Origin of the sequence: Pikeienuella piscinae (genome assembly GCF_011044155.1) — a bacterium.
In the GTDB taxonomy this organism is placed as follows: domain Bacteria; phylum Pseudomonadota; class Alphaproteobacteria; order Rhodobacterales; family Rhodobacteraceae; genus Pikeienuella; species Pikeienuella piscinae.
In genome coordinates, this window is sequence record NZ_CP049056.1 from 1880581 (window position 1) to 1893512 (window position 12932).

The 12932-nt window shown below is 65.7% G+C and carries 13 protein-coding genes; 6 read left to right on the plus strand and 7 right to left on the minus strand.

Annotated features, from left to right (window positions below; genetic code table 11):
- Positions 1 to 2: 2 nt before the first annotated feature.
- From G5B40_RS09100 to G5B40_RS09125, 6 genes are all read left to right on the plus strand, one after another.
- A complete protein-coding gene (locus G5B40_RS09100; RefSeq protein WP_165097734.1) occupies positions 3 to 626 on the plus strand; it encodes a hypothetical protein in 624 nt (207 codons plus the stop codon).
- 259 nt (positions 627 to 885) lie between these two features.
- Positions 886 to 2310, plus strand: a complete 1425-nt coding sequence (locus G5B40_RS09105; protein ID WP_165097736.1) for an amidase — start codon at positions 886 to 888, stop codon at positions 2308 to 2310.
- A gap of 118 nt (positions 2311 to 2428) precedes the next feature.
- Positions 2429 to 3442, plus strand: a complete 1014-nt coding sequence (locus G5B40_RS09110; protein ID WP_165097738.1) for an alpha/beta fold hydrolase — start codon at positions 2429 to 2431, stop codon at positions 3440 to 3442.
- Between the two features lie 107 nt (positions 3443 to 3549).
- Positions 3550 to 4257 carry an ABC transporter permease gene (locus G5B40_RS09115; RefSeq protein WP_425500090.1) on the plus strand — a complete coding sequence of 236 codons (708 nt, stop codon included), beginning with the start codon at positions 3550 to 3552 and terminating at the stop codon, positions 4255 to 4257.
- Positions 4250 to 5059: an ATP-binding cassette domain-containing protein gene (locus tag G5B40_RS09120; RefSeq protein ID WP_179961613.1), complete on the plus strand. Its 810-nt coding sequence runs from the start codon at positions 4250 to 4252 to the stop codon at positions 5057 to 5059. The genes G5B40_RS09115 and G5B40_RS09120 overlap by 8 nt, the downstream gene beginning before the upstream one ends.
- Positions 5056 to 5883, plus strand: coding sequence for an ABC transporter substrate-binding protein (locus G5B40_RS09125; protein WP_165097744.1), 828 nt, complete (start codon positions 5056 to 5058; stop codon positions 5881 to 5883). Before G5B40_RS09120 ends, G5B40_RS09125 begins: the two co-directional genes overlap by 4 nt.
- A gap of 62 nt (positions 5884 to 5945) precedes the next feature.
- Here the strand turns inward: G5B40_RS09125 and G5B40_RS09130 are convergent, their stop codons facing one another.
- The 7 genes from G5B40_RS09130 to G5B40_RS09155 form a co-directional block, all read right to left on the minus strand.
- Positions 5946 to 6803 carry a helix-turn-helix transcriptional regulator gene (locus G5B40_RS09130; RefSeq protein WP_165103440.1) on the minus strand — a complete coding sequence of 286 codons (858 nt, stop codon included), beginning with the start codon at positions 6801 to 6803 and terminating at the stop codon, positions 5946 to 5948.
- A gap of 82 nt (positions 6804 to 6885) precedes the next feature.
- Positions 6886 to 7008, minus strand: coding sequence for a hypothetical protein (locus G5B40_RS21390; protein ID WP_281350573.1), 123 nt, complete (start codon positions 7006 to 7008; stop codon positions 6886 to 6888).
- Between the two features lie 61 nt (positions 7009 to 7069).
- On the minus strand, positions 7070 to 8293 hold the full coding sequence (locus tag G5B40_RS09135) for a formate dehydrogenase subunit gamma (RefSeq protein ID WP_165097747.1): 1224 nt from the start codon (positions 8291 to 8293) through the stop codon (positions 7070 to 7072).
- A 100-nt stretch (positions 8294 to 8393) separates the two neighbouring features.
- On the minus strand, positions 8394 to 8987 hold the full coding sequence (gene fdh3B, locus G5B40_RS09140; protein ID WP_165097750.1) for a formate dehydrogenase FDH3 subunit beta: 594 nt from the start codon (positions 8985 to 8987) through the stop codon (positions 8394 to 8396).
- Positions 8988 to 9001: 14 nt separating this feature from the next.
- The gene (locus G5B40_RS09145) at positions 9002 to 11902 is read right to left on the minus strand and encodes a formate dehydrogenase subunit alpha (protein ID WP_165097752.1); all 2901 of its coding nucleotides are present in this window, start codon (positions 11900 to 11902) and stop codon (positions 9002 to 9004) included.
- Between the two features lie 101 nt (positions 11903 to 12003).
- Positions 12004 to 12186, minus strand: coding sequence for a twin-arginine translocation signal domain-containing protein (locus G5B40_RS09150; protein ID WP_165097755.1), 183 nt, complete (start codon positions 12184 to 12186; stop codon positions 12004 to 12006).
- Positions 12187 to 12236: 50 nt separating this feature from the next.
- The gene (locus G5B40_RS09155) at positions 12237 to 12854 is read right to left on the minus strand and encodes a TorD/DmsD family molecular chaperone (protein WP_179961614.1); all 618 of its coding nucleotides are present in this window, start codon (positions 12852 to 12854) and stop codon (positions 12237 to 12239) included.
- Between the last annotated feature and the right edge of the window lie 78 nt (positions 12855 to 12932).

Here is a 12932-nt window from a genome sequence, read left to right on the forward strand (position 1 = left end):
AAATGCGGTTTCTTATTCCATCGATCGCCGCCGTCGCGCTGGCGCTTCCGACCACGCCGATCATGACGAACTTCACCGCCGCCGTCGCGCTCACGGCGCCTCTGGTCCTGACGATGTCGGCCGAACCCGCGGAGGCGCGCGGCGGCAGAGGCGGCGGCAGAGGCGGCGGAGCGCGTGGGGGCGGCAGAGGCGGCGGAGCGCGAGCCGGCGGCGGCCATCGCGGCGGCGGCGCCGTCCGCAGCGGCGGGCGCCAGAACGTCCACAAGAACGCGAACCGCGGCGGCAACCGCAATGCGAACGCCAATCATAACCGCAACAACAACACCAACCGAAATCGCAACAACAACGTCAACCGAAACGTCAATCGCGATATCGACCGCTCGCGGCACGTGGATATCGACGTCGATCATCACTATCGTGGCGGCGGTTGGGGCTATGGCGCCGGAGGCTTCGTCGCCGGCGTGGCGACGGCCGTTACGATCGGCGCGATCGTCTCCACGCTTCCGCCGAATTGCACGACCTACACCTATTCCGGCATCGGCTACCGGGAATGCGGCGGCACGTGGTATCAACCGCAATATAGCGGATCGAACGTGACCTATATCGTGGTCAACGATCCGCGATAAGACGCCAGCCGGCGGGCGCGCCACGCCCGCCGGACAAACCGCTGTTCAAGACGAAAGCATGTGATCGGGCGTCGCCACGGAGCCGGAGTTTTTTTCCGAATGCCGAGGTGAGTCGCCAGGCGCGGCGGACGCGCAAAGAGCGGGACGGCGCACATTCCGCCAGGATCGTGTTTGACACGCGCCGTGGTATTCGCACCTCCTGACATGACACTGCGAAACCCGACGCTTTCGTCGGCGGCGGAATAAGGGGGGTCGCCCGATGATGACGCATGACGAATGGGTGGATCAGGATCTCGTCGGGCTCGCGGCGCTCGTCGCCGCCGGCGATCTCAGCCCGCGCGACGTGTTGCTGACCGCAATCCGCGAAATCGAGGCGATCAACCCCGCCATCAACGCCGTCGTCGTCACCCAGTTCGAAGAAGCCCTGGCTGAACTCGACGCGCGAAAGACGCGACCGCGCTTTCTCGGGGCGCCATGGCTTGCGAAGGATCTCCACGCGCCGGTGAAAGGCCTGCCGCTCGCCAATGGTAGTCGACGCTTTAAGGGGCAGGTCTTCGATTTCGATTCGACCACTTTCAGTCGCATACGCGCCGCCGGCTTCGGCATTCTCGGCCGCACCAATTCGCCCGAGTTCGGGCTGTCCGTCTCCACCGAGCCGGATCTCTGGGGGGCGACGCTCAACCCCTGGAACCCGGGCCGGAGCGCCGGCGGCTCCAGCGGCGGATCGGGCGCTGCGGTCGGCGCGGGGCTGCTGCCGGCCGCGCACGCGACCGACAGCGCAGGTTCGATCCGGGCGCCGGCCTCGTGCAACGGCGTCGTCGGGCTGAAACCCACGCGCGGGCTGAACGCCTTCGGCCCGCACCGGGGCGACCCGAATTTCGGCATGAGCCACGAGCACGCCGTCACACGCTCGGTGCGCGACTGCGCCGCCCTCCTCGACATCACCACCGGCCCGGATGTCGGCGCGCCCTATTTCACACCAAAGCCCGAAACCCCGTTCGAACGGCTGATCGAGACCCCGCCGAAGCAGCTTCGCATCGGGTTCATCACGCAGACATTCGACGGAAAACCGGTCCACGGCGAATGCGCCGCGGCGGTCGAAAGAACCGCCAAGCTTCTCACGGACATGGGCCATCACGTCGATGCGGCGGGGCCGGATTTCGATTCGTCCCTCCTGACAGACACGATGATCCGAATCCTCTTCGGCTCTCTTGTCGCGATGTTTCCAGGCGATCCGGGGGCGGAAGAGGAATTCGGGTTGGAGCCGATCACGCGCGCAGCGCTCGCTTTCGCGCGCGAGACGACACTGGCCGAGCATCTGACCCGGACCATGGTGATGAACCGGGAGGTGCGGAAACTCTCGGCGTTCTGGGAGCGGTTCGACATCCTCGTCACGCCGACGATGGCGACGCCGCCGGTCCCGCTCGGAACGCTGGACACCCGCCATGACGATCTGGAACGGTTCCTTGAAACGCTTTCCAGCGTCTGCCCGTTCACCGCGCCCTTCAACGCCACCGGCCAGCCGGCGATTAGCTTGCCGATGCACATGACGCCCGACGGGCTCCCGGTCGGCGTTCAGTTCGTCGGTCGCTTCGCGCGTGACGACACAGTGCTCGCCCTCGCCGCGGCGCTGGAGCGCGCGGCGCCCTGGGCCAGGCCACCCACCGTTAGCGCCAGCGCCTAGGCGACGCCGCCGGCGCGGCCCCGGATCGGAAAGACCGCGCTGGCCGATCATCGCTTCCGCTGGACCTCAACCGCCGCCGCGGCCTAGCGTTGCGGCGAAGCGAAAGGGGAGGATACAGATGAACGAGCTTCAGATTTTCGAGCTGGGGCCAGTGACGCTCGCCTCGGGCGTTCGCCTCCCCGCCGCACATCTCGCCTATCGGGTCTATGGCGAACTGAACACCGCGAAATCGAACCTCATTCTCTATCCGACCTCCTATGGCGCCCATCATACTGACATAGACTGGCTGATCGGACCGGGGCGCATCCTCGACCCGGAGACCCATTGCATCGTCATTCCGAACCAGTTCGGCAACGGGCTCTCAACCAGCCCAAGCAATTTGCCGGAACCCTTCACGCATGGCCGCGCGCCGGTTTTCACCCATCTCGACAACATCGCGGCGCAGGATCGGCTTATACGCGAGGAACTCGGCGTCGAGCGGATCGCGCTCATCTATGGTTGGTCGATGGGCGGGCAGCAGGCGCTCCACTGGGGCGCGCTTCACCCCGACCGGGTGGAGCGGATCTGCGTCACCTGCACCTCCGCCCGCACCAGCCCGCACAACAAGCTCTTTCTTGAGGGTCTGCGCGCCGCGCTGACCGCCGACCCCGGCTGGTGCGACGGCTGGTTCCGGGACCGCCCGATTCGCGGTCTCCGCGCCTTCGCGCGCATCTACGCCGGCTGGGCGATGAGCCAGGCGTTCTACCGTGAGGAAGTCTGGCGTGAGGCCGGTTTCGCTTCCCGCGAGGATTACCTGATCCGCGCGTGGGAGGGGAATTTCCTGCGCCGCGATCCGACCGATCTCCTCTCGATGATCGAAACCTGGATCCGCTCAGATATTTCCACGAACGAGACCTACAAGGGCGATCTTAAGGCTGCGCTCGGCGCGATCCGCGCGCCGACGATCGTCATGCCTTCCGACACCGACCTCTACTTCACCGCAGAGGACAGCCGGATCGAAACCGCGTTGATGCCGAACGCCGAGTTGCGGCCCCTCCGCTCGATCCACGGCCATCGCGCCGGCAACCCGAGCGACTCGCCCGAAGACGAAGCCGCCATCAGGGGCGCCGTGCGCGAGTTGCTCGCCCGCTGAATTAGTCCGCGCGGAATCATCTCCCAGAGGACTGAAGAAACGCCTTCTCCGCTGGATTATGTGTGGTTTTCATGCATTCTGTCCCGAGCACGGGAGAGAACGCACAATTGCAGGATTTCGCCACCACGCTCGCCAGCGCATTCGGGCTGATCTTCGTCTGGGACCCGGACCTGGTCGAGATCATCGGCCTTTCGCTCCGCGTCACGCTGGCGGCGGTCATTCTCGCCTGCCTGATCGGACTGCCGCTCGGCGCGGCGGTGGGGGCCTTCCGCTTTCCGGGGCGCACGGTCGCAACGCTCGTCCTCAATTCGATGATGGGCCTGCCGCCCGTCGTCGTCGGGCTCTTCGTCTATCTCCTGCTCTCCGCCTCCGGCCCTCTCGGCGTGCTCGGACTTCTCTACACCCCCACGGCGATGATCATCGCGCAGACGATCCTCGTCACCCCGATCGTCGCCGCGCTCACGCGGCAGGTGGTTGAGGATCTGAACCGCGAATATGCTGAGCAATTCGCCTCGTTTGGCGTCCGCCCGATCGACCGCGCGGCCGCGCTGCTCTGGGACGCACGCTACAGCCTTCTCACCGTCGCGCTCGCCGGGTTCGGCCGGGCGGTGGCGGAGGTCGGGGCGGTGATCATGGTCGGCGGCAACATTAACCATGTCACGCGGGTCATGACGACGACGATCGCGCTCGAGACGTCGAAGGGCAATCTGGAGTTGGCGCTTGCGCTCGGCGTCATTCTTCTGACCATCGCCCTGGTCGTGAACGCCGCGGTGATGACGCTCCGCGCCTCGGCGACAAGGGCGGCCTATGCCTGAACTCCTGCCGATTAGCCACGACGCGACGGTGGTGGAGAACGCGTTCGCCCCGCCTCTGATGGAGACGCGCGGGCTCGTCTTCGACGCAGGCGGAAAACGGCTGATCGACGGGGTCGAGCTTTCGATCCGACCCGGCCGACTGACTGCCGTGATGGGGGCGAACGGCGCCGGAAAAAGCCTGCTGCTGCGCCTGATGCATGGGCTGATCACGCCCGGCGCCGGCGCGGTCCAATGGCGCGGGCGCCCGCTCGACCGCGCGGCGCGTCTCAAGCAGGCGATGGTCTTTCAACGCCCGGTGATGCTCCGCCGTTCGGTCCTCGCCAATATCCGCTTCGCGCTCGCCGTTCGCGGCTTCACCGGCGCCGAGCGCGCGCGACGAGAGGCGGAGGCGCTGGAGCGAGCCCATCTTGGCGCCCTCGCCCGCAGCCCGGCCCGGGTGTTGTCAGGCGGAGAGCAGCAGCGCCTCGCCGTCGTCCGCGCCCTCGCCTGCGGGCCGGAGCTGCTCTTTCTCGACGAGCCGACCGCCAGCCTCGACCCCGCTTCGACCCACGCGATCGAGGCGCTGATCCGCGAAGCGCGGACCGAGGGCGTGACCGTGGTCGTCATCACCCATGACCTCGGCCAAGCGCGGCGGCTCGCCGAAGATGTCGCCTTCCTCCATGAGGGCCGTCTGACGGAGTTCGGCCCGGCCGCGCGCGTCCTCGACGCGCCGCGCTCGGCCGCGGCGCGGGCCTGGATCGACGGCCGCCTTTATCTCGAACACGACAACCATCCGACGACAAGCAAGGGAGACGCCCCATGATCAGACGCTCATTTCTCGGACTCGCCGGAGCGGCCATTCTTGCCCTCGGCGCGGCCGCTCCGGCCGTGGCTCAGGACAAGTTCATCATCGTGCAGTCGACAACCTCCACGCTGAATTCCGGGCTGTTCGATCATCTCCTGCCGCTCTTTACCGAAGAGACCGGCGTCGAGGTCCGCGTCGTCGCCGTCGGCACCGGGCAGGCGATCAAGAACGCGGCGAATGGCGACGGTGACGTGCTTTTCGTCCATGCGAAACCGGCCGAGGAGAAATTCGTCGCCGCCGGCGACGGCGTGGAGCGGTTCGACGTGATGTACAACGATTTTGTCATCGTCGGTCCGCCCTCCGATCCGGCCGGCGTCTCGGGTTCGAGCGACGTCGTCGCGGCGCTCACCAAGATCGCAGAGGCGGAAGCCCCCTTCGCGTCTCGCGGCGACGACAGCGGCACCAACAAGGCCGAACTGCGGCTCTGGAAGGAGGCCGGGATCGACGTCAGCGCCGCTTCAGGCGGCTGGTATCGCGAAACCGGCTCCGGCATGGGCGCGACGCTCAACACCGGCACCGGCATGGGCGCCTATATCATGACCGATCGCGCGACCTGGATCTCCTTCGGCGCGAAGGGCGATTACGAGGTCGCTGTCGAGGGCGACCCGAAGATGTTCAACCAGTACGGAATCATTCTGGTGAGCAAGGACAAGCACCCGAACGTGAAAGCCGATCTTGGCCAGATGTTCGTCGACTGGGTTATTTCGGATGAGGGCCAAGCCGCCATCGCCGCCTACAAGGTCGATGGCCAGCAGCTCTTCTTCCCCAACGCCGGGAGCTGAATGGCGGCGCGGCGGGCGCCTCGTCTGATCCGACGCGCCGTCCGCCTCCGCCCGACAAGCGCTTAGGGCGAGAGCCAGCGCACCGCGCCGAGCCCGCCGACGTCGTAACCACTGAGCGCCGCAGCCTTTTCCGCGAACGCCGGCGTCGCAGCGAAGGCGAGCAGACGCTGAACCGGCTCGGTGAAATACGACCGCCGATCGATCAGCAGATCGAACCGTTCCTCTGCGAGCGGCGTGAAACCGAGCCGGTACTGACGCGCCATCGCCGCCAGTCCGAACGCCGCGTCCGCCTCACTCGAAGCGACCGCCGCCGCGGCTTCGCTCTCGGTCCGCGCCAGCCCGGACGCCGCGACGAAATCCGCGGTCGACATTCCTTCCGCGGCGAGAATCCGGTCGAAGAGCGCGCGCGCGCCCGCTCCTTCCTGCCGCAGCGCCACCCGACGACCACGAAGATCCGACAGCCGCGCCCCTTCCAGCCCATCGCCGAGTATCAATCCCTGGGACCGGGAGGCCCAGCCGATCAGCACACAGCCCCTGACCCCGCGCGCCGAAAGCGCGGCGATGTTCCAGCCCTCGTCATCGGGTATATGGAGGCCGGCGAGCGCCGCCTCGCCCGCCGCGAACCGTTCCAGCCCGTCCGCGCTGCCGTCCAGCAACATCGCCAGCCCGCCGTCGCTCTCACGCGCCGCCCAGTCGAGAAGCGGATCGTGCGATCCCGCGAGCACCGCCGGACGCGGCCGATCGCCCCCACCCGCGTCGCCCTCGATCCACGCGACGATCTCGGCATTCGGGAAAAGCAATTTGCCAGTGATCCGGCGATGCGGAATCTCACCCGCCGCGGCGAGGTCGTAGACCTTGCGCTCCTTGACCCGCAGAAGGTCGGCGACTTCCCTGGTTGTCAGATATTGCGGCGGTGACAGGGCGCTTTCCTCCGCTGGACCGGCTCCGGGCGGGAAAGATGTCCCGAATCCGTCACCGGCTCAAGCGGCGCGAGGCGCCGACTCAGTCGCTCAATCGAACCGAGGGCGCCTCGACGCCCGCGCGCGGGTTGAGTTCGGAAAGACCGAAACCCGCGCCGACGCCGATAATGACGACCGCCAGAAACGCGACGAGAATGACGCGCATGTCTTGCTCCTCAATCCCCTGACGCCGTAGCGAGTTTCCGCCATGCCCCGACCCGCATCACCTACTCCGCTGGCGTCGCCGCGGCGCCCTTGCGGCCTTCGGCCTCCAGTTCCTCGACCCAGAGGTTGTGATGCTCTCTGGCCCACTGAAGATCGACATCGCCAGACTCCATCGCGTCGAACGCGCCCTCCATGCCGATCGTGCCGATATAGATATGGCCAAGGATGACCGCCATCATCAGAAAACCGATGGCGGCGTGCCAGATGGAGGACAGCTGCATTTCTGCGTGCGGCGTCAGTGTTTCCGGCAAGGCGTCGAGCCCGAAAAAGCCTGGCAGGCCGAGTTCGTTAATGAAGCCGAAGGTCTTGGCGAACATCGGGATCTCGAAGGGGAAGATCAGCGAAAGGCCAGAGGCCGACACCGACGCGCCGAGGATGATCACCGCCCAAAAGACGATCTTCTGGCCCGCGTTGAATTTCTTCGCAGGCGGATGCGTCCCCTTCGTGAACAGTCCGCCCCCCTTCAGCAGCCAGACGAGATCATGCCTGCTCGGGATGTTGTGAAGAACCCACATCACGAAGATCAGAACGAGGCCCAGCATGAACGGCCAGGCGACATTGTTGTGAATCCATTTTGACCCGATCGCCAGAGGCGAAAAGAACTCATGCCCGAACCACGGGATAATCGCGACGCGGCCAAAGAGCGTAATCAATCCGGTCAGCGCGAGGAGAATGAACGAACCGGCGGTCAGCCAATGACCGAAGCGCTCGATCGCGCCGAAACGCAAGATGCGAACGCCGCTTCGCCCCCCCTCGATCCGGACCCGTCCGCGGATCAGATAAAAGAGCGCGAGAAGCCCGAGCGTCCCCAACAGCAGATAGCCGCCATATTCGCGCAGCGGCCCGGCGCGGAACTTCAGCCATTCCATCCCACTGTCCTGAACAAGTATGGCGTCCCGCGCCTGCCGGGTCGAGACGATGGTGTCTGCCGTCCCGTGGCGCAACATCGACCAGATTTCGCTATCGGAGGCGCCGCCGCGGGTTTCGAGCGGGCCAACCAGCGCTTCGGCGTTCCCCATCGCATCGTCGCGCGCGGTCGTCGGCGCCCCCGCGGCGCGCTGGCGGGCGAGGATATCCTCCAGCGTCTGCGCGCCTCCGGTCGCATTCCGGCCCTGAAGCGCCTCAGCGCCCGGGAGCCTCAGACCAAGGTCCTGCGCCGAGGCCGGGAGCATCCCGGCGAAGGCGAAGCCGATGATGAACATGAGGGTTGCGATAATGCGCGCCATTGGCGTCTCCGTCCGGAACGTTTCGCCGCTGTCTTCGTAACAAGGCGGGCGGGCGCTTTCACGCACCCGCCCACCCCGCATTCCCGTCAGTTCTTCGGCGTCAGCCGCCCTTCTGACCGTAGGCCGTCCCCCAGCCCCAGGCGCCGGAGCCGAATCCGCGGGCGACGACCCGCTCGCGGTAGATATCGCTCACATCGTCGCCATCGCCGGCGAGCAGGGCCTTGGTCGAGCACATCTCGGCGCAGATCGGCAGCTTGCCCTCGGCGATCCTGTTGCGGCCGTATTTCTGGAACTCGGCCTGCGAGTTGTCCTCCTCCGGCCCGCCATTGCAGAATGTGCATTTGTCCATCTTGCCGCGACTGCCGAAATTGCCGGCCTGCGGATATTGTGGCGCGCCGAACGGGCAAGCATAGAAACAATAACCGCACCCGATGCAGAGATCCTTTGAGTGCAGAACCACGCCGTCATCGGTCTGGTAGAAGCAATCCACCGGACAGACCGCCATGCAGGGCGCGTCGGAGCAATGCATGCAGGCGACCGAGATCGACCGCTCACCCGGCTTGCCGTCATTGATCGTCACCACCCGGCGGCGGTTGATGCCCCAGGGAATCTCATGCTCGTTCTTGCAGGCGGTCACACAGGCGTTGCATTCGATGCAGCGCTCGGCGTCGCAGAGGAATTTCGCTCTCGCCATTTCTCATTCCTCCCTTACGCGGCCCAGATCTTGCAGAGAGTGGCTTTCGTCTCCTGCATCTGGGTCACTGAATCGTAGCCGTATGTCTGCGCGGTGTTCGAGCTGTCGCCAAGCACATAAGGATCGGCGCCGTCGGGATATTTGTGCCTTCGATCCTCGCCCTGGAAATGCCCGCCGAAGTGGAACGGCATGAATGCGACGCCGACGCCGACACGTTCGGTCAGCAGCGCCATCACCTTGACCTTGGAGCCTTCCGCCCCCTCGACCCAGACCTGCGCGCCGTCGCGCAGGCCGAGATTGTTGGCGTCGCGCGGGTTGACCTCGACGAACATGTTCTGCTGCAACTCGGCCAGCCACGGGTTCGAGCGGGTCTCCTCGCCGCCACCCTCGTATTCCACCAGCCGGCCGGAAGTGAGGATAATCGGATAATCCTTCGAGAAGTCCTTCTTCTGGATCGAGGCGTAAAGCGTCGGTAGGCGATAAAACTTCCGATCCTCATAGGTCGGATAATCCGCCACCAGATCGCGCCGGCTCGAATATAGCGGCTCACGGTGGAGCGGCACCGGATCGGGGAAGGTCCAGACCACGGCGCGGGCGCGGGCGTTGCCGAAGGGGGCGCATTCGTGCTTGATCGCGACCCGCTGTATACCGCCGGAAAGATCGGTCTTCCAGTTTGTCTTCGGCCCGGCGATCCCGTCGATCACGGCGCGTTCCTCCGCGGTCAGATCGCCGTCCCAGCCGAGATCCATCAGCATCTGCATGGTGAACTCGGGGTAGCCGTCCTGAATCTCCGAGCCGAGCGAATAGACCCCGTCGGCGAGCAGATTGTCGCCGTCACGCTCCACCCCGAACCGGGCGCGGAAGGTCAGCCCGCCATCGGAGACGCGCTTGTGGGTGTCGTAAAGCAGCGGCGTGCCCGGATGCTTCATTTCGGGCGTGCCCCAGCATGGCCATGGCAGACCGTAATAGTCGCCATCCGCCGGGCCGCCATTGGCCTTGAGCGTGGTCCGGTCGAATGTATGCTGGTTCGCCATGTGAAGCTTGAGCCGCTCCGGCGACTGGCCGGTGTAGCCGACGGTCCACATGCCGCGATTGAACTCGCGGGTGATATCCTCGACATTCGGCTGATCCTCGCCGTCCATCGCGATATTCCGGAAGATCCGATCGGCGAAGCCGAACTTCTTAGAGAACTTCGCCAGGATGTCCTGATCCGGCACACTCTCGAAGAGCGGCTCGAAAACCCGGTCCCGCCACTGGAGCGAGCGATTGGAGGCGGTGACCGAGCCCCGCGTCTCGAACTGGGTCGCGGCCGGAAGCAGATAGACGCCGTCCGTCCGGTCGTGGAGAATGGCCGAGACGGTCGGATAGGGATCGACCACGACGAGAAGATCGAGCTTCTCCATCGCGGTCTTCATCTCGGCGCCGCGGGTCTGGGAGTTCGGCGCGTGACCCCAGAACACCATGGCCCGCACCTTGCTAGGCTGGTCCATGTTCTCGACGTCTTCGAGAACGCCGTCGATCCAGCGGCTGACCGGGATACCGTTTTCATTCATTAGCTTGAGATCGGCGCCGTCCTTGCCGGCCCCCGGCACCGTGGCGAACCGGCCCTTGAGCCAGTCGAGATCTTCCTCCCAGACCCGGCTCCAGTGCGCCCAGGCGCCCTCCGAGAGCCCGTAATAGCCCGGCGTGTCATGACTGAGCACACCGAGATCGGTCGCGCCTTGCACGTTGTCGTGGCCGCGGAAGATGTTCGCGCCACCCCCGGAGACGCCGATATTGCCGAGCGCGAGTTGAAGCACGCAATAGGCGCGCGTGTTGTTGTTCCCGTTGGAATGCTGGGTGCCGCCCATGCACCAGATCAGAGTGCCGGGCTTGTTGTTCGCCAGCGTCCGCGCCACGCGGCGCATCTGCTCCGGCGGGACCCCGGTGACGCGCTCCACCTCCTCCGGGTTCCACTTCTTCACTTCGGTCCGGATCTGGTCCATGCCCCAGACGCGTGTGCGGATATACTCCCTGTCCTCCCATCCATTCTCGAAGATGTGCCAGAGAAGACCCCACATCACAGCGACGTCGGAGCCGGGGCGGAAGCGGACATATTCGTCGGCGTGGGCGGCGGTGCGGGTGAAACGCGGATCGCAGACGATCAGCGGCGCGTTATTCTCCTCCTTCGCCTTCAGCAGATGCATCAGCGAGACCGGGTGCGCCTCGGCCGGGTTGGCGCCGATGACCAGCATCGCCTTCGAATTGTGTATGTCGTTGTAGGAATTGGTCATGGCGCCGTAGCCCCACGTGTTCGCAACCCCCGCAACCGTGGTCGAATGGCAGATCCGCGCCTGGTGATCGACATTGTTCGAGCCCCAATAGGCCGCGAACTTGCGGAAGAGATAGGCCTGCTCGTTCGAATGCTTGGCGGAGCCGAGCCAGTAGACCGCATCCGGCCCGCTCTCCTCGCGAATCGAAAGCATCTGGTCGCCGATCTCGTCGATCGCCTCCTCCCAGCTGACGCGGGTCCATTCGCCGTCCACCAGCTTCATCGGATATTTCAGCCGGCGCTCGCCATGCGCGTGTTCGCGAACCGAGGCGCCCTTGGCGCAATGCGCGCCGAGATTGAACGGGCTGTCCCAGCCCGGCTCCTGACCGATCCAGACGCCGTTGGAGACTTCCGCCATGACCGTGCAGCCGACGGAACAGTGCGTGCAGACCGACTTGATCGTCTCGACCGCGCCGTCGGTCGCCGCCTGCGCCTCGGCCCGCGTCACCGTGCCGCCCAAGGCGCCGAGTCCGGCGAGCCCGCCTATCGCGAGGCCCGAGCCGCGCAGGAACGCGCGGCGATCTACTGATTTCTCGGTCACGCCCGACAGGATCGACCCATTCCGGGCGCCACGCGCGATCCCGCCGGTTTTTTTCCTGAGCATCGTATTCTCCCCGTGCTGGGTCCGTCCCGGACCTTGCTTGGTGTCGTGTCGGTCTTCGCCGGACCCGCGCTCTCGCGGCCGGCGATGTCAAATCCACCCGGTCAGAAGCGGGCGCTCTCCAGATAGGCTTTCACATGCGCCGTCTTGCGCAAACCCTTGCCCACGGGGCGCGTTTCCGCCGCCGCTTTCTCCGGCGCGCCGGCGACCGCCGCGGCCGTCGCCGGCGCGGCGACCGCGAGCTTCAGAAAATCCCTGCGGCTCTCGCCCTTCTTTTTCCCGCTCATTCGCTCTCTCCTTTCGCCGCTCGCGCGCGAGCCGGCTTCAATTTCGTCAATCAGTTCGAGCCGCCGGCCATCCGGAACGCCTCGCGCTCGATCTCCATGAACGTCGCGCCGATCGCCCCGACGGGCGCGTATAGAACCGAATTCTTCGCGCCCGCGAGATCATCGAAGAAATGACCGGCCCAGGGCGCGGCGAACCGGTTGAAGAACTCCCGCTGGCGCTGAAGGTCCGCAGCGACGAAGAACCGCCCCCGGATCAGGCCGGCCATCATCTCGCAGATCGAGGCTATGTTGTCCTCCGGCTCGAAGACGTTCGGCGCCCTCACGATCCCGAGCCGGCCCATTTCGTTCCTGAGCATCGCCAATGGTTTCTCATTGAGAAAACCGGTCATGTAGAAACTGGCGTAGGGCAGCAACTCTCCCCGCCCGAGACCGACAAAGAGCTTTTCGAACTCGACCTTCGCGGCGCGCTCGCCGGTCGTGGCCGCGATGCGCGCCAAGGCGCCCGTCGCCCGGCCGAGTGGCGTATCGTCGCCGGTGAGTCCGGCCGCCTTTTCCAGCAGGTCTTTCGATGGTGGTCGGGCAAGAAGCGCGCCAAGAAAATCGTAGAGATCCGCGCGTAGCGCGTCTTCTTCGCCAATCCCGGCCTGAGCTGCGCTGGCGCTCAACATCACTCCCCGATCCTGGCCGCTTCAATAGCGACTCAAAAATGTTCTGGCCAAAGCCTAAGCCTCACCCAGCCGTTTGGC

Excerpts from the sequence above, each read along its gene's own strand:
- G5B40_RS09145 (WP_165097752.1), bottom strand. The coding sequence starts at position 11,902 with ATGCTCAGGAAAAAAACCGGCGGGATCGCGCGTGGCGCCCGGAATGGG.
- G5B40_RS09135 (WP_165097747.1), bottom strand. The coding sequence starts at position 8,293 with ATGGCGCGCATTATCGCAACCCTCATGTTCATCATCGGCTTCGCCTTC.
- G5B40_RS09120 (WP_179961613.1), top strand. The coding sequence starts at position 4,250 with ATGCCTGAACTCCTGCCGATTAGCCACGACGCGACGGTGGTGGAGAAC.
- G5B40_RS09155 (WP_179961614.1), bottom strand. The coding sequence starts at position 12,854 with ATGTTGAGCGCCAGCGCAGCTCAGGCCGGGATTGGCGAAGAAGACGCG.
- G5B40_RS09150 (WP_165097755.1), bottom strand. The coding sequence starts at position 12,186 with ATGAGCGGGAAAAAGAAGGGCGAGAGCCGCAGGGATTTTCTGAAGCTC.
- G5B40_RS09105 (WP_165097736.1), top strand. The coding sequence starts at position 886 with ATGATGACGCATGACGAATGGGTGGATCAGGATCTCGTCGGGCTCGCG.
- G5B40_RS09110 (WP_165097738.1), top strand. The coding sequence starts at position 2,429 with ATGAACGAGCTTCAGATTTTCGAGCTGGGGCCAGTGACGCTCGCCTCG.
- fdh3B (WP_165097750.1), bottom strand. The coding sequence starts at position 8,987 with ATGGCGAGAGCGAAATTCCTCTGCGACGCCGAGCGCTGCATCGAATGC.
- G5B40_RS21390 (WP_281350573.1), bottom strand. The coding sequence starts at position 7,008 with ATGCGCGTCATTCTCGTCGCGTTTCTGGCGGTCGTCATTATCGGCGTC.
- G5B40_RS09100 (WP_165097734.1), top strand. The coding sequence starts at position 3 with ATGCGGTTTCTTATTCCATCGATCGCCGCCGTCGCGCTGGCGCTTCCG.
- G5B40_RS09125 (WP_165097744.1), top strand. The coding sequence starts at position 5,056 with ATGATCAGACGCTCATTTCTCGGACTCGCCGGAGCGGCCATTCTTGCC.